The organism is Leifsonia sp. Root4 (genome assembly GCF_001425085.1).
Lineage (GTDB): Bacteria > Actinomycetota > Actinomycetes > Actinomycetales > Microbacteriaceae > Microterricola.
This window is the reverse complement of sequence record NZ_LMDN01000004.1, coordinates 116579-134448: the sequence shown is the minus strand read 5'-3', so window position 1 is coordinate 134448 and position 17870 is coordinate 116579. Positions and strand designations below refer to the sequence as shown.

At 69.2% G+C, this 17870-nt stretch carries 18 protein-coding genes; 14 read left to right on the top strand and 4 right to left on the bottom strand.

Annotated elements, in window-relative coordinates:
* Positions 1-9: 9 nt before the first annotated feature.
* Positions 10-252, bottom strand: a complete 243-nt coding sequence (locus ASC66_RS13925; RefSeq protein WP_157509807.1) for a hypothetical protein — start codon at positions 250-252, stop codon at positions 10-12.
* Here ASC66_RS13925 and ASC66_RS13920 point away from each other — a divergent pair.
* The 6 genes from ASC66_RS13920 (at position 230) to ccsB (ending at position 5654) form a co-directional block, all read left to right on the top strand.
* Positions 230-733, top strand: coding sequence for a hypothetical protein (locus ASC66_RS13920; RefSeq protein ID WP_055840716.1), 504 nt, complete (start codon positions 230-232; stop codon positions 731-733). The two genes, ASC66_RS13925 and ASC66_RS13920, sit on opposite strands and share 23 nt — an antisense overlap.
* Before the next feature lie 75 nt (positions 734-808).
* Entirely contained in the window at positions 809-1462 is a 654-nt protein-coding gene (locus ASC66_RS13915) for a histidine phosphatase family protein (RefSeq protein WP_055840714.1), read from the top strand.
* Entirely contained in the window at positions 1462-2133 is a 672-nt protein-coding gene (locus ASC66_RS13910; protein WP_055840710.1) for a redoxin domain-containing protein, read from the top strand. Before ASC66_RS13915 ends, ASC66_RS13910 begins: the two co-directional genes overlap by 1 nt.
* 3 nt (positions 2134-2136) lie before the next feature.
* Positions 2137-2883, top strand: coding sequence for a cytochrome c biogenesis CcdA family protein (locus ASC66_RS13905; protein ID WP_055840708.1), 747 nt, complete (start codon positions 2137-2139; stop codon positions 2881-2883).
* Complete coding sequence (gene resB / locus ASC66_RS13900) at positions 2867-4609, top strand: cytochrome c biogenesis protein ResB (RefSeq protein WP_055840705.1); 1743 nt, start codon at positions 2867-2869, stop codon at positions 4607-4609. Before ASC66_RS13905 ends, resB begins: the two co-directional genes overlap by 17 nt.
* A gap of 46 nt (positions 4610-4655) precedes the next feature.
* Entirely contained in the window at positions 4656-5654 is a 999-nt protein-coding gene (ccsB, locus tag ASC66_RS13895; RefSeq protein WP_082492401.1) for a c-type cytochrome biogenesis protein CcsB, read from the top strand.
* A gap of 105 nt (positions 5655-5759) precedes the next feature.
* Here ccsB and ASC66_RS13890 read toward each other — a convergent pair whose 3' ends face one another.
* Positions 5760-6764, bottom strand: coding sequence for an o-succinylbenzoate synthase (locus ASC66_RS13890; protein WP_157509806.1), 1005 nt, complete (start codon positions 6762-6764; stop codon positions 5760-5762).
* A 36-nt stretch (positions 6765-6800) separates the two neighbouring features.
* Here ASC66_RS13890 and ASC66_RS13885 point away from each other — a divergent pair, with 36 nt between their 5' ends.
* The 3 genes from ASC66_RS13885 to ASC66_RS13875 are packed head-to-tail and all read left to right on the top strand — an operon-like array spanning position 6801 to position 10043.
* Positions 6801-7727, top strand: coding sequence for a 1,4-dihydroxy-2-naphthoyl-CoA synthase (locus ASC66_RS13885; RefSeq protein ID WP_055840695.1), 927 nt, complete (start codon positions 6801-6803; stop codon positions 7725-7727).
* 11 nt (positions 7728-7738) lie between these two features.
* Entirely contained in the window at positions 7739-9001 is a 1263-nt protein-coding gene (locus ASC66_RS13880) for an AMP-binding protein (protein ID WP_082492350.1), read from the top strand.
* Between the two features lie 40 nt (positions 9002-9041).
* On the top strand, positions 9042-10043 hold the full coding sequence (locus ASC66_RS13875; RefSeq protein ID WP_502691620.1) for a 1,4-dihydroxy-2-naphthoate polyprenyltransferase: 1002 nt from the start codon (positions 9042-9044) through the stop codon (positions 10041-10043).
* A 168-nt stretch (positions 10044-10211) separates the two neighbouring features.
* Here the strand turns inward: ASC66_RS13875 and ASC66_RS13870 are convergent, their stop codons facing one another.
* Positions 10212-10502: a DUF4229 domain-containing protein gene (locus ASC66_RS13870; protein WP_082492349.1), complete on the bottom strand. Its 291-nt coding sequence runs from the start codon at positions 10500-10502 to the stop codon at positions 10212-10214.
* 95 nt (positions 10503-10597) lie between these two features.
* Here ASC66_RS13870 and ASC66_RS13865 point away from each other — a divergent pair, with 95 nt between their 5' ends.
* From ASC66_RS13865 to ASC66_RS13855, 3 genes are all read left to right on the top strand, one after another.
* Positions 10598-11041, top strand: a complete 444-nt coding sequence (locus tag ASC66_RS13865) for a PLD nuclease N-terminal domain-containing protein (protein WP_082492348.1) — start codon at positions 10598-10600, stop codon at positions 11039-11041.
* Positions 11034-12938, top strand: coding sequence for a 2-succinyl-5-enolpyruvyl-6-hydroxy-3-cyclohexene-1-carboxylic-acid synthase (menD, locus tag ASC66_RS13860; RefSeq protein WP_055840691.1), 1905 nt, complete (start codon positions 11034-11036; stop codon positions 12936-12938). The genes ASC66_RS13865 and menD overlap by 8 nt, the downstream gene beginning before the upstream one ends.
* A 247-nt stretch (positions 12939-13185) precedes the next feature.
* Entirely contained in the window at positions 13186-14046 is an 861-nt protein-coding gene (locus ASC66_RS13855; RefSeq protein ID WP_055840688.1) for a polyphosphate kinase 2 family protein, read from the top strand.
* 257 nt (positions 14047-14303) lie between these two features.
* On the opposite strand, the gene ASC66_RS13850 is transcribed toward ASC66_RS13855, so the two are convergent.
* Entirely contained in the window at positions 14304-15584 is a 1281-nt protein-coding gene (locus ASC66_RS13850) for an isochorismate synthase (protein WP_055840682.1), read from the bottom strand.
* Between the two features lie 110 nt (positions 15585-15694).
* Between ASC66_RS13850 and ubiE the strand changes: the two genes are divergently transcribed.
* Together ubiE and ASC66_RS13840 are read left to right on the top strand one after the other, a co-directional pair.
* Complete coding sequence (gene ubiE, locus ASC66_RS18580; RefSeq protein ID WP_055840671.1) at positions 15695-16729, top strand: bifunctional demethylmenaquinone methyltransferase/2-methoxy-6-polyprenyl-1,4-benzoquinol methylase UbiE; 1035 nt, start codon at positions 15695-15697, stop codon at positions 16727-16729.
* A gap of 27 nt (positions 16730-16756) precedes the next feature.
* A complete protein-coding gene (locus ASC66_RS13840) occupies positions 16757-17860 on the top strand; it encodes a polyprenyl synthetase family protein (RefSeq protein ID WP_055840669.1) in 1104 nt (367 codons plus the stop codon).
* Positions 17861-17870 lie beyond the last annotated feature (10 nt).

Sequence of the window (17870 nt, the reverse complement as noted above, 5' to 3'; positions counted from 1 at the left end):
GACGCGACGCTAATCTGACGCCATGAAACGATCGGGACTGATTCCGGCGTGCATTTCCGCGTTGGCGCTGTCGCTGACGGCGTGCACGGCGCCGAGTTCGCCGCCCGCCACGAGCGAGCCGAGCTCCTCACCGATTACATCTCCCGAGTCGAGCGCATCTCCAGAGGCGAGCGCGGAAGCCCCGGCCGAGGCCGCGAGTATCGAGGTCTCGGTCGACGGGATCACGATCGTGGGGGAGGACGGTGCAGCCATCTCCGAGTTCGGCTACTTCGACGAGGACGCGGCTCCGGCCATCGCAGCGCTGACCGCGGCCTTCGGTGTGGCGCCGGTCGAAGCGCCGTTCGGATCGACCAACCACCCCGAATCAAACTCCGTCATCTCGGAGTGGTCAGGGTTCGAATTGCGCGATCGGACGGCCGCAACGGTCCACCCGGATTTCCCGAACTTCACGGTACAAGTCAGCGTCGCCGAGAGCAACGGCATCACGATTCGGACCACAGACGGCGTGCGCGTCGGAATGCCACTGACGGAGGTCGAGGCGCTTGCGTACCGCAACTGGGTCGACACGGGAACGGGTGCCGAGATCCAGATGTTCTTGCTCGAGGAGCAGCCCGTTGAGACCTCGACGAGCCCGGACTATGAACCGGCGGCGCTTTCGGTGATCGTCTGGAGCACGTCGCCCGACGCCGGCGTCACAGACTTTGCGGCGCCGGCCGCGAACTTCGGCGCGTAGCAGCAGTGATCATGCGGTCACCGTGCCCGCTAGACGCGGCAGATTCACAGCAAGCAGCTCCGTAGACTGGAGCCTGTGGTAGCCAGACAGCTTCACCTCGTCCGACACGGAGAGGTGCACAATCCCGAGCGCGTTCTTTACGGGCGCCTTCCCGGCTACCATCTCTCGGAACTCGGCCAGCAGATGGCCGAGGCAGCAGCCGCCGATCTGGCCGGCCGCGGCATCCGCTACTCGGCCCTGTACGCCTCGCCGTTGCAGCGCACGCAGGAATCGGCCGCGCCGATCGCCGCCGCCCTGCAGCTGCCCGTGCAGCTCGAGCCGCGCATCATCGAACCCGCCAACCACTTCGAGGGCAAGCGGATGCGGGAAGCGCTGAAGCACCCCGCCAACTGGCCGGCGCTCGCCAACCCGATGCGCCCGAGCTGGGGCGAGGCATACCGCTCGATCGCCGCTCGCATGATCGCGGCCATGAACGACGCGTGGGAGACCGCGCCGCTTCTGGATGACGGCAGCGAAGGCGACATCGTGCTGGTCAGCCACCAGTTGCCCATCTGGATCACCCACAGTTTCCTGGCGGGCGACCGCCTCTGGCACGACCCGCGGCAGCGACGCTGCGCACTCTCCAGCATCACCAGCTTCAGCCGCTTCGGTGGCACCTTCGTGGAGACCGGCTACACAGAGCCGGCCGCATCGATCTCGGCGAACGCCGTGGACCTGGGAGCCGTGTGATGGGCATCAGTCGTTGGTCGAGTAGGCGCGCCAGCGCCGTATCGAGACCTCGTGAGCAGGTCTCGATACGCTCGTTCCTCGCTACAAGACCAGCAAAAGCGGTCGCCGTCGCGATCTCTGTCGCCCTGCTGGCCGGCTGCGCCAACGACCCTCTGGCCGAGCAGTACCGCGAGGGCAGCAACAAGAACTACATCTCCGGCACCGGTGTCGTGAAGGAGATCGCGCTCGAGAACCGCGGCGAATCGATCAGCTTCGAGGCCGAGACCTTCGACGGCGACACGGTGTCGTCTGAGGACTACCGCGGCCAGGTGCTCGTTGTGAACTTCTGGTACGCCAGCTGTGCTCCGTGCCGCGCCGAGGCGCCGACGCTGGAGGCCGTCAACCAGGACTTCGCGGGCGAGGGTGCCAGCCTGCTCGGCGTGAACGTGCGCGACCAGGTCGACACCGCGCGTGCATTCGAAGAGAGCTACGGCATCAGCTACCCCTCTGTCGCCGACATCAACAATGGCGGCATGCAGCAGGCCTTCGGCAACGAGGTGCCGCCGAACGCCGTACCGACCACCCTTGTTCTCGACCAGGAGGGGCGCGTGGCCGCGCGCATCCTCGGCCAGATCAAGGACGAGTCGATTCTGCGCACTCTCGTGCGCGACACCGTCGCCGAGGCCGAGTAACCCGTGGGCGAGATCGTCCTCAGCGGCCAACTGCTGCTTGCGATCCCCATCGCCGTGCTGGCCGGGCTCGTCTCCTTCCTCTCGCCGTGTGTCCTGCCGCTGGTGCCGGGATACCTCGGCTACATCGGCGGCCTCTCGGAGATCCCGAACGACAAGGCAGAGGCGCGTGCCGTCCGCCGTCGCCTGCTCCTGGGTGTATCGCTCTTCGTTGCCGGATTCACACTCGTTTTCGTGCTCTACGGCGCACTGTTCGGGGCGCTGGGCGTGTGGCTGAAGACCTACGAGACGGTGATCATCCAGGTGCTTGGCGTCTTCGTCATCCTGATGGGCCTCGTCTTCATCGGTCAGTTCACGTTTCTGCAGCGCACCATCAAGCCGTCGTGGAAGCCCGTGACCGGCATTGCCGGCGCCCCGCTGCTCGGACTCATCTTCGGGCTCGGCTGGACGCCCTGCATCGGCCCGACGCTCGCCGTCGTGCTGAGCTTGAGCCTTGATTCCGATTCCGCCGGGCGCGGCGCCATCCTCGGCCTGGCCTATTGCATCGGCCTCGGCGTGCCGTTCCTGCTCGTCACGCTCGGCCTCAGCTGGGTCACCGGATCGGTTGCATTCTTCAGACGGCATATTCGTGCCGTGAACATCATCGGCGGCGCGCTGCTCATTCTGATCGGCGTTCTCATGGTCTCGGGTCTCTGGACCCTCTGGATCTACCAGCTACAAGGAGGGATCCTCGGCTTTGTCCCGGCCATCTGACTACGTTGACGCGGGTGCCCCGAACCGGGCCCCCGACGAGATCAACCAGCCCCAGCTCGGCTTCGTCGGCTGGCTGCGCTGGTTCTGGCGCCAGCTCACGAGCATGCGCACCGCACTATTCCTCCTGCTGCTGCTCGCCATCGCGGCCGTGCCAGGCAGTCTCGTGCCGCAGCGCTCGAGCGACCCGAACGGCGTCACCCAGTACTTCATCGAGAACCCGGACCTCGCGCCGTTCCTCGACAAGCTGCAGGCGTTCGACGTGTACAGCTCTGCCTGGTTCTCGAGCATCTACCTGCTGCTGTTCATCTCGCTCATCGGCTGCGTCATCCCGCGCACCAAACACCACTTCCAGGCGCTGCGCGCCCTGCCACCGAAGACGCCGGTGCGGCTGTCGCGTCTGGCCGGTTTCACCGCACGCACGGTTCCCGCGGAGCAGGCCGATGCGGCATCCGCCATTGACGCGGCCCGCACCCAGCTGAAATCCGCCGGCTACCGCACCGCGCTCTACAGCGGAACGGTCGGCGGCAAGCGCGAGTTCTCGGTCTCGGCCGAGCGCGGCTACCTGCGGGAGACCGGCAACCTCGTCTTCCACTCCGCCCTCGTCGGGGTGCTCGTGACCGTCGGATTCGGTGGCGGTTTCGGATTCGCCGGGCAGCGCGTGATCGTGGAGGGGCAGACCTTCGTCAACACGCTGCTCGCCTTCGACTCCTTCAACCCCGGGCGCTTCTTCGACCCGGACTCCCTCGACCCGTACAAACTGACACTCGACAGCTTCGACGTCGTCTACGAGACCGAGAACCAGGATGCCTTCGGGCAGCCGACCGACTTCGCGGCGAACGTCACCGTCGAGCACGTCGGCCAGGAGCCGACGCAGGAGCAGGTGAAGGTGAACGCGCCGCTGCGCACCGGCGGCACCGACGTCTACCTGCTCGGTAACGGCTACGCGCCGACGATCACGGTGAAGAACCCCGACGGAGACGTGGTCTTCACCGACTCGATCCCATTCCTGCCACAGGACGCCCAGCTCACCTCGCTCGGTGTCGTCAAGGTGCCGGACGGCCTGAGCGAGCAGATCGGCATGATCGGCTTCTTCTACCCGACGCAGGCCAACAGCGAGCCGCCGTACTACTCGAGCTATCCCGACCTCGAGTTCCCGATGCTCACGCTCGACGTGTACTCCGGCGACCTCGGCATCAACGACGGCACGCCCACCTCGGTCTACACGCTCGACACCGATTCCATGACGAAGCTCACCCGTGGACACACCGGGGTGGCCTCGATCGAGCTGATGCCCGGCCAGAGCGCCGAACTGCCCAACGGCCTCGGAACCGTGAGTTTCGACAACGTCGACCCGAACGCGCCGGCCGCCGGCGAGGAGGTCACCGACTACTCGCACAGCGTGCACCGCTTCGCCTCCTTCGACATCCACCGTGACCCGACGCAGTTCTGGGTGGCGCTCTTCGCCGTGCTCGTGCTGCTCGGCCTCGCCACCTCGCTGTTCGTGCCCCGCCGCCGCATCTGGGTGAAGGCCATCGAAGAGAGCGACGGCTCGCTGCGACTCGAGTACGCAGGCCTGGCCCGTGGCGAAGACCCAAGCCTCGACGAGGCCGTCGCGACCATCGCCGAGAAGCACGAGGCCACCATGGCCGAGGCTCCCGCCAAGCCGGCGACATCCCCCTCCGCAACCCCGACTGCTCGCACTGACGAGCCAAGCGATCTAGGCTGACTCCGTGGCATTTGACGAACTCTCCATCATCGCGCTCTACTCGGCCATGGCCGTGTACGCGCTGGCTTTCATCGCCTTCGCGATCGACCTGGCCAAGCGCTCGGCCGTCGTCGGCGCCGTGCAGGATGCCGCGGCCGCCGAAGCGGCGGCGCTGGCAGCCGGGACGGCAACCGGAAGCGCAGCGGGAGCCGTGGCATCCGGGGCCGGTTCGACCACCGTGTTGACGGCTCCGGCCGCACCGTCGGCCGCCGCCAAGCGCGTCGGCCTCGGCAGCGTCGATTATGGCCGCTCGCCCATTCTGCGGGTCGCCATGGCGCTCACGGTTGTGGCTTGGCTGCTGCACCTCACCGCGGATGTGCTGCGCGGCGTCGCAGCTGGGCGTGTGCCGTGGGCCAACATGTACGAGTTCGCCATGACGGGCACCCTGGTCATGGTCACCGTCTTCCTGATCGTGAACATCAAGTTCGATCTGCGCTTCCTCGGCACCTTCGTCACCGGCATGGTGCTCGTGCTGCTCGGGCTCGCCACCGTCAACTTCTACGTGAGCGTCGTTCCGCTTCCGCCGTCGCTGCAGTCGGCCTGGCTGATCATCCACGTCTTCGTGGCGTCATCGGCAACCGGCTTCATGGCCCTCGGCTTCGGGCTCTCCGTCGTTCAGCTCATGCAGGCCCGGCGAGAAGCACAGGCGGAGGGCGCCCGCTCCAAGGCCACCCGCTTCCTGGGAACGCTGCCGTCCGCCGACAAGCTGGAGAGCCTCGCCTACCGCGTCAACATCGTCGGCTTCATCCTGTGGACCTTCACCGTGATGGCCGGTGCCGTCTGGGCCGAGGCCGCCTGGGGGCGCTACTGGGGTTGGGACACCAAGGAAGTCTGGTCGTTCATCATCTGGGTCATCTACGCCGGCTACATCCACGCCCGCGCGACCCGCGGATGGCGCGGCTCCCGCTCGGCGTGGCTCTCGATCATCGGCTTCACGGCGATCCTGTTCAACTACTCGGTCGTCAACCTCTTCTTCAAGGGACTGCACGCGTACTCCGGCCTCTAGGCCGCCGCTCGGGCCGGCCGTCCACGCCGGCTCGAGGGAGCAGCCGAGGAACGAGGCCGCCCCCGAAGCCCTGAGCGCCTCGCCCGATCGGGCCGATCGGCTCGGCTACAGGGCGCGCTCGCGCTCCAGCTGCGTGTACGCGCGGGCGACGCGGGCGATCCACCAGTCGCGCCGGGCCGGTGCCGCGGCGTACCGGCCGAGCAGCGCGGCGTCCGGCTGCACCCGTCGCACGGCGATCGCACCGTCGTCGGCGAGCAGCGGATCCAGCGTGACATCCGCGGCGAGCAGCGAGGCCGTGCCGAGCCCGCAGTCGTATTCCAGTTCGGGAATGCTGGCGGCGAGGTGGGCACCCATGCTCAGCCCGATCGAGGTGTCGAGGGCGCTCGAGACGACGACGGGCAGTCCAGCCCGCTCGACGATGGAGATGGCCCGGCGGATGCCGCCGAGCGGCTGCGCCTTGATCACGAGCAGATCGGCGGCCCCGGCCGCGGCGACCGCGAGCGGGTCCTCCGCGCGGCGCACACTCTCGTCCGCCGCGATCGGGATGCCCATGTAAGCGGTGCGTCGGCGGATCTCGGCGAGTTCCTCGACCGTCGCGCATGGCTGTTCGGCGTACTCGAGGTCGAACTCGGCGAGGGCGTGCAGCGCATGCTCGGCCTCGTCGACGTTCCAGCCGCCGTTGGCATCGATGCGGATCCGCCCCTCAGGGCCGAGCGCCTCCCTGGTCGCCCGCACGCGGGCCACGTCGGCCGCGAGGGTCTGGTCGCTCGCGGCCACCTTGACCTTTGCCGTGCGGCATCCGGGAAAGCGCGCCAGGATGTCGCCCACCTCGACGGGGTCGACGCCGGGGATCGTCGCGTTCACGGGAATGCTCGAGCGGAACACGGGCGGGGTCGGCTGCCAGCCGAAGTCGATGGCGGCGCGCAGCCAGTTGGCGGCTTCGGCGTCGTCGTACTCAACGAAGGGCGAGAACTCGGTCCAGCCCTCCGGGCCCTCGAGCAACACAGCTTCGCGCACGGTGATGCCGCGGAAGCGAGTGACCATGGGCAGCGTCACCACTCGCGCATGGGTGAGAATCTCGGCGAGCTCCGGCAGCGGCGACAGGGTCATGTGCATAGTCTTGCACCGCGGTCATAGGCTGGGAGCATGACTGCCCCGGTTTCCGAGATCTTCGACGCGAGCGAGTGGAGCGAGGTTGCCGGGTTTGAGGCGCTGAGCGACATCACCTACCACCACAGCACCGACGGGCGCGTCGCGCGCGTCGCGTTCAACCGACCGGAGGTGCGCAACGCGTTCCGGCCGCGCACCGTCGATGAGCTCTACGCCGCCCTCGAAGACGCGCGCATCAATCCGCGCATCGGAGTCGTGCTGCTCACCGGCAACGGGCCGAGCCCGAAAGACGGGGGTTGGGCCTTCTGCTCCGGCGGCGACCAACGCATCCGTGGCCGCGACGGCTACAAGTACGCGGAGGGCGCCCTTCGACAAGCTCAGGAACCGGGGGTGTCTGCGCCCACCAGTCTGGGCCGTCTGCACATCCTCGAGGTGCAGCGCCTCATCCGCTTCATGCCCAAGGTCGTCATCGCCGTCGTGCCCGGCTGGGCCGCCGGCGGCGGGCACTCGCTCCACGTCGTCTGCGACCTCACCATCGCCAGTGAGGAGCACGGCAAGTTCAAGCAGACGGATGCCGACGTCGGCAGCTTCGACGCCGGCTACGGCAGCGCGTACTTCGCCCGCCAGATCGGCCAGAAGGCGGCCCGCGAGGTGTTCTTCCTCGCCCGCGAGTACTCGGCGCAACGCGCGTACGAGATGGGCGCGGTGAACGCCGTCGTTCCCCACGCCGAGCTCGAGGTCGTCGCGCTCGAGTGGGCGCGCGAGATCCTCACCAAGTCACCGACGGCCATTCGCATGCTGAAGTTCGCGTTCAACGCGGTCGACGACGGCCTTGTCGGCCAGCAGGTCTTCGCCGGCGAGGCCACGCGCCTGGCCTACGGAACCGATGAGGCCGTCGAGGGGCGGGACTCATTCCTCGAGAAGCGGGAACCCGACTGGTCACCGTACCCCTGGCAGTTCTAGGCGGCGACCCGATGACCAGGCCACTGCGCGCGATCGACGGCGGTTCGGCGCTCGAGGTGCTGCAGGCGCTGCGCGCCGCGCTCTCCGGTGCGGGGCCGGCGGTGCTGCCCCTCGGAACATCCGCTGACACCGACAAGCATCGCGCAGGGTCGCCGAGTCTTCCGGACTTGGGGCTGTCGCCTTTCGCACCGCTTCGCGGCGCGCTGGTTGAGCCGCACCCGTTGGTTGAGCCTGTCGAAACCAGCGGCGAGACGGTGCCGACGAGGGTCGCCCTCGTGATCGAGACCTCCGGCTCCACCGGAGCACCGAAGCGGGTGGCGCTCAGCACGGATGCTCTGCTGGCCTCGGCCGCGGCATCCGCAGCGGCCCTCGGCGGGGCGGGACAGTGGCTGCTCGCCCTGCCCACCCACTACATTGCCGGCGCTCAGGTGCTCGTGCGGTCGATCGCCGCCGGGACGGAGCCGGTGATCCTGCCGGGCGGCCATTTCGACCCGCGGCTGTTCGCCGAATACGCCGCACGCCTCGATGCGCCGCTGCGTTTCGTCTCGCTCGTTCCGGTGCAGCTCGCCCGCGTGATCGAGGCCGCGGAGAGTGACGATGCCGTGTTGGCCGCCGCACGCCGATTCGACCGCATCCTCGTCGGCGGCCAGGCGACACCCCCCGCGCTGATCGCACGAGCCGAAGCGCTGGCGCTCCGCGTCACGCGCACCTACGGGTCCTCCGAAACGGCGGGCGGCTGCGTCTACGACGGTGTGCCGCTGCACGGCGCCGAGATGCGGATTGCCGGCGGGTTGATCGAACTCGGCGGCCCGACACTCGCAGAGGGCTACCTCGGCGACGAGGAGCGCACCGCGGCGGCCTTCGTCGAGGGCGAGGGTCGGCGCTGGTACCGCACCGGAGACCTCGGCGACATCGTCGACGGACGCCTCCGCGTGCTCGGGCGGTCAGACAACGTGATCATCAGCGGGGGAGAGAAAGTCTCGCTCGACGCGGTGGAGCGTGTGCTGCACACGCTGCCCGGTTTCGAGAGTGCCGTGGCCGTCGCCGTCGACGATGCGCAGTGGGGCCAGTCGATCGTGGTGGCGTGCGAGCGCTCTGCTGCTGCGGATGCCGCCGCGAGCGAGCTCGATGCGGTGCGCGAGCACGTGGCATCCGCGCTCGGCAACGCCGCCAGGCCCCGCGCAGTGCACACGCTCGCCGCGCTGCCCCGACTCGCCTCCGGCAAGCCCGACCGGGTGAGCCTGGCAGCACTGTTCGGCGGGCGCGGGGACTAGCCCCGCCGTGATGCCCCTCGGCCGCGATTACGATGGAGTCGTGGCAGCATCCTCCCGGCCCTCGCGGCCCAAACAACAGCGACTCAACCCTGCGGGCATCGGCAAGGCCAGCGGTAAGCCGGGTTCCGGCAAGGCCGCAAACGGCAAGGCCGGTGCGGCGCCGCGTGCGGCAGCCGGCGACTGGATCTCGGGCGCGCGCCTGCGCACGCTCCCACTGGCCATCGCCCCCGTCGCACTCGGAACCGGGGCGGCCGTCGTCGCCAACGGCAACGGCCACTGGGAACCCGTGCTCGCCGTGCTCTGCCTCGTTGTTGCGCTCTGCCTGCAGATCGGCGTCAACTACGCCAACGACTACTCCGACGGCATCCGCGGAACCGATGATCACCGCATCGGCCCTGCCCGCCTCACCGGCTCCGGCGCCGCACAGGCGAAGCAGGTGCTCGCGGTCTCACTGGCCTTCTTCGGTCTCGCGGCCCTGGCCGGGCTCGCCGTCGTCATCATCACCCAGCAGTGGTGGCTGCTTGCGGTCGGAGCAGCCGCCATCGCTGCGGCGTGGTTCTACACCGGCGGCAAGCACCCATACGGCTACTACGGACTCGGCGAGGCCTTCGTCTTCGTGTTCTTCGGCCTCGTCGCCACCTGCGGAACCACGTGGGTGCAGGCGGGAGCGGTCAACACCGAGAGCTGGCTCTCGGGCGTCGCGATCGGGCTCATCGCCTGCGCCGTGCTGATGGTCAACAACCTGCGCGACGTCGAACCTGACACCGCGGCGGGCAAGCGCACCCTCGCCGTTCTGGTGGGCAAGACCGCCGGACGCGTGCTGTTCTGCGTGTTCCTGCTCGTGCCGTTCCTGATCGCCGGCTTCTTCGCCCTGATCTACCCGCTCGCGCCGCTGACCTTCTTCATGCTGCTGCTGGCGCTGCCTGCCGCGCTCATCACGCTCACGGCGAAGACAGCGAAGGAGCTGATCCTGGCGCTCAAGCTCACCAGCCTCGTCGCGCTGGGCTACGGTCTGGCGCTCGGGGCCGCGTTCGCGTTCTGAGCGTCCTGCACGCTGCGAACCCGGGCGCGTGTGACGCCGCGTATCGGTAGCCAGTCCGCGGATGCGGCGGGCTCCGGCAGCTGCTGCGGCGACTGAATCGCCTGATTCGGCGCTCGCATCCGCCGACTGGATGCAGCTAGATCCTGGCCGGACTAGTTCTTGTCCGAACTAGTTCTTGTCCGAACCGGAGTCGGTGACGTGCTGCGCGTCGAGCGCGGCATCCTCGGCCTCGTCGTCCTCGCGCACGGTCGGCTTCTCAGCGTGACGCACCTCATAGAGCTCGCGGGCGACCTCTTCGCGCGGGCTGCGCAGGAAGATGTATGAGACGCAGAGCCCGATGACGGCCGCGATCAGTGTGGCGATCCACGGGTTCACCTGAATGAACAGCAGTGCGAGCAGTGGCACGAAGAATGCCAGCAGCCGCACGACGGTGAAGGTGATCCATGAGCGCTTATTCACCCCTTCAGTCTACGGCGGCGCGCGCTGTGCAGGAGCCGTGTGAGAACCGCGGTGACCGCCAGCTCGCTCCCACCCTTCCGGCCTAGACTGGGGGCATGACCCGCCTGCTTGTTGGACTCGCAGTCGCGACCGTGGTGCTCACGGTGTACGCGCTTGTCGATGCCGCGCTGTTCGACCGCAACCGCATCCGGGGCCTGCCGCGTTTCGCGTGGATCCTGGTCGTGCTCTTCGTCCCGATCATCGGTCCGCTGCTCTGGATCGTCGTTGGCCGCGGTCGCCGCGGCTCCGTCGCCCGGCAGCCGCGAACCATGGCACCGGACGACGACCTCGAGTTCCTCGGCCAGCTCGGCCGCGACGCCGAGCAGGAGCTGCGCATCCGCAAGCTCGAGGAAGAGCTCGCAGACCTCGACGGCGGCCCGGCATCCGCCTCTGAGAAGCCTGCGGATGACAGGGCGACCCCCGACGCGAAGCCGAATCCAACCGGCGATGCCGACGGCACCGGCGATACCCCCGGCGCACCCGGTTCGCGGGATGCCTGAGGCCGACGACTCCCGCCCGGCCGACGGCGTTGACGGCCACGCGCCCAGTGGCAGCCCGGCCAGCGACTACGCCTGGGCGCTCTTGAGCGAATTCGTGCGCCTCGGCGTGCGCCACATCGTCGTGAGCCCCGGCTCCCGCTCGCAGGCGCTCGCCCTGGCCTCGGCCGAGCTGGAACGGCTCGGCGCGGTGCGGTTGCACGTGCGCATCGACGAGCGCAGCGCCGGCTTCACCGCCCTCGGCCTCGCCGTCGAGAGCGGCACCCCCGCCCTCGTCGTCACCACATCCGGCAGCGCGCCGGCGCACCTGCTGCCAGCGGTGCTTGAGGCCAGCCACGGCCGGGTGCCGCTCGTGGTGCTCTCGGCCGACCGGCCAGACGAGATGCGCGGCATCCGGGCGAATCAGACCACGGTGCAGACCGGCCTCTTCGGGCCAGCCGCTCGTCTCAGCGCGGACGTTCCCGCACCCGAAGGCCATCCGGCCGAGCGCTCGGATGCGCTGGACCGCGCCCGAGCCGCCTGGGAGGCGGCGCTCGGGGCCCCGGAGCCCGGCCCCGTTCACCTCAACCTGGCGCTCCGCGAGCCGCTCTCCGCACCGATCCCGGATGCCGCGCTCGCCCAGTTCGCGGCCGAATGGGCTGAGCGTGCCGCTGCCGCCACCGATTCTTCCCATGGCACCGGTGCCGCCGGCGTTGGCGGCGACGCGACACTAGACAGTGCGGCCCCGCAGCCCGACGGTGCCAGCGCCGCGAGGGCGGCCGCCGCGGAGGTCACCGAGATCCCGCGCGGACCCGGCACCATTGTCGTCGCCGGTGCCGGCGCGGGAGCCGACGCCGAGGCGTTCGCCCGTTCCGGTCACTGGCCGCTGCTGGCCGAGGTGTCGAGCGGGGCACGCTTCGGCCCGAACCTCGTCGTCGCGGCCCGCGAACTCCTCGGTTCCCCGGAGTGGGCACCCGAGTTCGGCGACACGGTCGAGCGTGTCGTCGTGTTCGGCCACCCGACGCTCAGCCGCGAGGTACCGGCGCTCATCGCCCGCCCGGGTGTCGCGACCATCGTGGTCGACGCCGTCGGCCGTGAATGGTTCGACCCATCGCGCAGCGCACAGCGCGCCGAGCGGGTCACCACGACGGCCGGTGCGCCGAGTGCCGAGGAGCGCCGCTGGGTCGGTCGCTGGGTACATGCCAGCAGAAGCATACGAGACGCAGGGGGATTGGCCGACTCGAGTGCGGCCGCCGATTCCGCGACGGATCCCGGTGCAGCGCATGGGCCTCTTCGCAGCGGCGTCGCACTCGGCGGGCACGTCGAGAACTTCGCCGCGCAGCGGGAGTACGTCGCGGCGGAGTTCCGCGCCATCCGCGAGCCCCTCACGCGCAGCAGCCTCGTGCAGGCCGTCTGGGCGGCGAGCTGGCCCATGGACCGCCTCGTGTTCGGCGCGAGCCGCTTGATCCGTGAGGCCGATCGCGTCGTGCCGGGCAAGAAGATCCCGGTTCACGCCAACCGGGGTCTCGCCGGGATCGACGGCACGATCGCCACGGCCATCGGCATCGCGCTGGCCGCCCCCGCGGGCACGGGCACCGTGCGCGTGCTGCTCGGTGATCTCGCCGTCATCCATGACGTGTCATCCCTCTTCTTCGGCGTCGGCGAGACGCGCCCCCGGGTGCAGCTGATCATCGGCAACGACGGTGGCGGGACGATCTTCGACACGCTCGAGGTCGCACAGCGCGCTCCGCGCGACGCCTTCGACCGAGTGCAGTTCACCCCGCACAGCGCCGACTTCGCGTCGATCGCCGCCGCGGCCGGCTGGCAGCACACGCTGGTGAGCACCCGCGGCGGGTTGAGCGAGGCTCTGACAGCGCCCACCACCGGCCCGTCGATCATCGAGATTCCGCTGCCCCGCTGAGCCGGCCGACTGAACCGGCCGCCTGCCCCGTACGCTCGGCCGGAGATTCCGTCGACACGCCGTAACGGTGGCCGGAATCGGCGGCGCGCCGACCGAAACCCCGGCGGAGCGCCCGCGCCAGGAACGCGGCAGGGACCGTTCGGGGGGATGGCTTGCGGAGGCTGGCGCCGCGGCATCCGCAGATCGGGGGTGCGCAGGCCCGCCCGGCACGACAGTATGGGGGTACAGCGTTGTGAGGGGAGCCACCGTGGGCACTGCAGCACAGGGAATCTGGGATGTCGATCCGAGCGAGGGCCTGCGCGTGCGCCCCGGCTTCGTGCTGGCCGACGTCGACACCGGCTCGACCCCGGGGTACTCGGGCGACAAGAAGACCGCGGTCGGGCACCTCGCCGCCGGTGCGGCGCAGCTCGACGGCCTGCAGGAGATGCTCTTCGCCAACAGCCGACTCGGCGATAACCGCAAGATCCTGTTGGTGCTGCAGGCCATGGACACGGCCGGAAAGGGCGGCATCCTGCGCCACGTCGTCGGATCGGTCGACCCGCAGGGCGTTGAGCTCGCGGCGTTCAAGAAGCCGACCGCGGAGGAACTCGAGCACGACTTCCTGTGGCGGGTGCGCCCGCATGCCCCGAGCGCCGGGATGATCGGCGTCTTCGACCGCTCACACTACGAAGACGTACTGATCGCCCGGGTGCGTGAGCTGGCTCCGGCAGAGGAGCTCGAGCGCCGCTATGAGGCGATCAACGCCTTCGAACAGGAGCTCGTCGACGACGACACCACGGTGATCAAGGTGATGTTGCACCTCGGCCGGGATGAGCAGAAGGCGCGCCTGCAGGAGCGCCTCGACCGGCCGGAGAAGCACTGGAAGTTCAACCCCGGCGACATCGATGAGCGCCTGCTCCTGCCGAAATACCATGAGGCGTATCAGCTTGTCTTCGATCGGACCTCGACGGATGCCGCTCCCTGGTTTGTGATCCCGGCCGACAAGAAGTGGTTCACCAGAATCGCCGTACAGCAGCTGTTGATCGACGCCCTGCGTGACATGAAGCTGAGCTGGCCGGTCGCCGACTTCGACGTCGCCGCCGAGAAGGCGCGCCTCGCGGCGTCCTGACCGCTTGTTGGTCGAGTAGCGAGGAACGAGCGTATCGAGGCCCCACGGGCTGGCGTTTCGCGCAGGCCTCGGTTTCGATACGGCCGTAGACGGCCTACTCAACCAGCGGGGTTGTCGCGCACGGGTTGTTGGTCGAGTAGCGAGGAACGAGCGTATCGAGGCCTCACGGGCTGGCGTTTTCGCGCTGGCCTCGGTTTCGATACGGCCTCGGTTTCGATACGGCCGTAGACGGCCTACTCAACCAGCGCGGGCAGCGGTTAGAGCAGCGCCTCGACCATGGGGCGGAACTTCATGCGGGACTCCGCGAGCTCCTGCTCCGGCTGGGATTCCGCGACTATGCCGCAACCGGCATATGCCCGGATGCCACCGCGCCCGTCGATCTGGGCGCAGCGCAAGGCGATCGCCCACTCGCCGTCGCCCGCGGCGTCCACCCACCCGACGGGACCGGCGTAGCGGCCGCGGTCGAAGGGCTCCAGCTCGTCGATCACGGTGAGCGCGACATCGGTCGGGGTGCCCGCGACCGCGGCCGTCGGGTGCAGTGCGGCGATCAAGTCGAGCGAGGTCGAGCCGTCGCTGAGCGTGCCCTCGATGTCGGTCGCAAGGTGCCAGAGGTTCGGCAGCTTGAGCGTGAACGGCACCTCGTCGGCCGCGACGTGGCTGGCGTGCGGGCGAAGCGAGACGAGGAGGCTTTGCACGGCGAACTCGTGCTCGTCGTTGTCTTTCTCGGAGGTGGCGAGGGCGACGGCGGCGGCCTGGTCGCTGGCCGGGTCCGGCCCGCGGGAGATCGTGCCGGCGAGCACGCGGGCGCTGAGATCGCCATGGTGGGCGCGGATCAGAGTCTCGGGGCTGGAGCCGATGAGGCCATCGACGGCGTACGTCCAGCAGTCCGGGTAGCCGGCGGCGAGTTCGCGCAGCACCCGCCGGAGGTCGGCGCCCTCCGGGAGCCGCCCGACCAGATCGCGGGCGAGCACGACCTTGCCGACCTCGTGTCGGTTGATGCGCGCGATCGCCTCCTGGACCAGCGCCAGGTAGCCGGCATGGTCGAGCGCCCCGGGGCTGAGCGTCACGCTGAACTCGGGGCCGAACGGCCGCGCGGAGGGCACCCGGTCGGTCGAGTCGGACGCGGAGCCGGATGCCGCGGCATCCTCGTGGCTCACCCGGGTCACCCAGCAGCGGCCGTCGCGCTTGCCGACGATGAGTTCCGGAACGATGAGCACACTGCTCTGCTCCGAGAGAGCCGAGAACGCGAAGGCGCCGAACGCGAGCAGGCCGGAGCCCGGAACACCGAGCGGGTCAAGCACGGTCGAGCGCTGCACGATTTCACGCCAGGCGGCCGCAGCGTCGCTGAAGCGGTTGGGCCCGTGGAACTCGAGGCGCACCAGCTCGCCGATTCCGGCGAGACCGTCGCCGCGACGCTGCCAGAGCAGGGGATCGCTGGGGTCGACGAGGGCCACGAGTTGCGCCAGATCGTCGAGCTGAGCGGGCAGCGGAGTGGTCTCCACATGCAGCGAGGGGAGGCCGACATCCGAAACAGTCACTGCCCCAGCCTACGACTCGCGACGCAGCGTGCAGGTGCGGCGTGGCGGCTCCCAGCGAGGGTTGCGGCAACTCTCAGGCAGGGGCCTCCGTGCTGGATAGACTTGAGCACGTGACCAAAGCAGACCTGAGCAAGCGCCCGGCGCAAGTCGCCGCCATGTTCGATGAGGTCGCAGAGGGCTACGACCGCACGAATGCCGTCCTGAGCATGGGCAACGCCACCCTGTGGCGCGTTGCCACGACCAAGGCCGTCGCCCCCCGTCGCGGCGAGCGCATCCTGGATGTCGCCGCCGGAACCGGCACCTCGAGCGCGAGTCTCGCCGCCAGCGGCGCCCACGTCGTTGCCGCCGACTTCTCGCCGGGCATGATCGACGTCGGCCGCCGGCGTCAGGCCCACCTCGCGAATGTCGAGTTCGTCGAGGCGGATGCCACGGCGCTGCCCTTCGCCGACAACGAGTTCGACGCGGTCACCATCAGCTTCGGCCTGCGCAACGTCGTCGAGCCCGAGAAAGCACTCGCCGAGTTCTTCCGGGTGACCAAGCCGGGTGGGCGCGTCGTCATCTGCGAGTTCTCGACCCCGCCAGCCGGCTTCGTGCGCTGGGGTTACGGCTGCTACCAGCGCTTCGTGATGCCCGCCATGGTCAAGCTCTCCAGCTCCAACGACTCGGCCTATGACTACCTCAATGAGTCGATTCGCGATTGGCCCGACCAGCAGACCCTCGCCGGCTGGCTGAAGCGCGCCGGATTCACGCAGGTTGAGCACCGCAACCTGACGCTCGGCGTTGTCGCGCTGCACCGCGGCGTGAAACCGCTCGATGCGGTTACGCCCGCGGCCGCACAGCCGGAGGCCGCGAAAGAGCCGGCCTCGGCGAACAAGCCAGCGGCCCGGCCGACGACCCCGGTCGACAAGGCGGCAGCCGCTACAACAGAGAAGCCTGCCGCCGAGAAGCCCGAAGCCGAAAAGAAGTCGGCGGCAGCAAAGTCGGCGGCAGCAAAGCCGGCCGCGGCGAAGAAGCCGACGGCAGCAAAGCCGGCCGCAGCGAAGACGTCGACCGCCGCGAAGCCCGCCGCGGCGAAGAAGCCCGCGGCCTCGAAGCCGGCCCCCTCCGCCGAGGCATCGGCGTCGCCCGATCTCGCGGCATCCTGAGCACATCGCAATCGTTAGGCTGGAACAGTGAAACCGAGTGTCCCCGTTGTGCGTCGCGGCAGTGCCCTTGCATCGCAGCTCGGCCTGAGCGATCGCATCTTTGCGAGCGCAGCCGACCGCAGCCTCGCCAAATCGATCGATGCAGGGCTTGAGCTCGTCGAGGCCGGGCTCCTGCGCGAGGTCGGTTTTGCCGATGCGATCGCCGATGTCACGACGCGCTACCTGCTGAACGCCGGCGGCAAGCGGGTGCGGCCGATGCTCACCCTGCTCACGGCCCACCTCGGCGACGGCGTCACAGAGGACGTCGTCACGGCGGCCCAGGCCATCGAGATCACCCACCTCGCCTCGCTCTACCACGACGACGTCATGGACGACGCCGACATGCGCCGCGGTGTTCCGAGCGCGCAGGCCGTATGGGGCAACTCCGTCGCCATCCTCGCCGGCGACCTGCTCTTCGCCCGCGCCAGCCAGCTCATGGCCAGACTCGGCGAGGATGCAATCCGGCTGCAGGCCGATACATTCGAGCGCCTGGTCCTCGGCCAGCTGCACGAGACGGTCGGCCCGAATCCAGAGGACGACCCGGTGGAGCACTACATCAACGTGCTCGCAGACAAGACCGGCTCGCTCATCGCCGCCGCCGCGCAGGCCGGCATCATCTTCTCGAAGGCCCCGAGCGAGTTCGAGCGCCCCATCGTTGAGTTCGGTGAGCGCATCGGCGTCGCGTTCCAGCTGATCGACGACGTGATCGACCTCTCAGAGCAGCCAGAGGCCACCGGCAAGGTTCCCGGAACCGACCTGCACGCCGGCGTCGTCACGCTGCCGCTGCTCCGCCTGCGCGAGATGGCGCTGACGGATGCCGGGGCGGCCGATCTGCTCGAGCGCCTGCAGCAGCACGTGCTCGGCATCCCACTGCCGGAACTCGACGCCGACCCCGTCGTGCGCGCCGAGGCGATCGCCCGAAGCGCCGCGCTCGTCGACGAGCTGCGCGAGCACGCCGTGACGACCGCAACCCTGGCCGAGGCCCACCTCTGGGCCCGCAATGCCGTGGCCGCACTGGCCCCGCTGCCCGACGGCAGCGTCAAGAAAGCACTGACCCGTTTTGCCGACACCATCGTCGAGCGCTCCAGTTAGACCCGTGAGG

What these genes read in the sequence shown, in the direction of transcription:
- ASC66_RS13925 (WP_157509807.1), bottom strand. Translation starts at nt 252, where the DNA reads ATGGCTGCACCGTCCTCCCCCACGATCGTGATCCCGTCGACCGAGACC.
- ASC66_RS13910 (WP_055840710.1), top strand. Translation starts at nt 1,462, where the DNA reads ATGGGCATCAGTCGTTGGTCGAGTAGGCGCGCCAGCGCCGTATCGAGA.
- ccsB (WP_082492401.1), top strand. Translation starts at nt 4,656, where the DNA reads ATGGCCGTGTACGCGCTGGCTTTCATCGCCTTCGCGATCGACCTGGCC.
- ASC66_RS13890 (WP_157509806.1), bottom strand. Translation starts at nt 6,764, where the DNA reads ATGACCCTGTCGCCGCTGCCGGAGCTCGCCGAGATTCTCACCCATGCG.
- ASC66_RS13885 (WP_055840695.1), top strand. Translation starts at nt 6,801, where the DNA reads ATGACTGCCCCGGTTTCCGAGATCTTCGACGCGAGCGAGTGGAGCGAG.
- ASC66_RS13880 (WP_082492350.1), top strand. Translation starts at nt 7,739, where the DNA reads ATGACCAGGCCACTGCGCGCGATCGACGGCGGTTCGGCGCTCGAGGTG.
- ASC66_RS13865 (WP_082492348.1), top strand. Translation starts at nt 10,598, where the DNA reads ATGACCCGCCTGCTTGTTGGACTCGCAGTCGCGACCGTGGTGCTCACG.
- menD (WP_055840691.1), top strand. Translation starts at nt 11,034, where the DNA reads ATGCCTGAGGCCGACGACTCCCGCCCGGCCGACGGCGTTGACGGCCAC.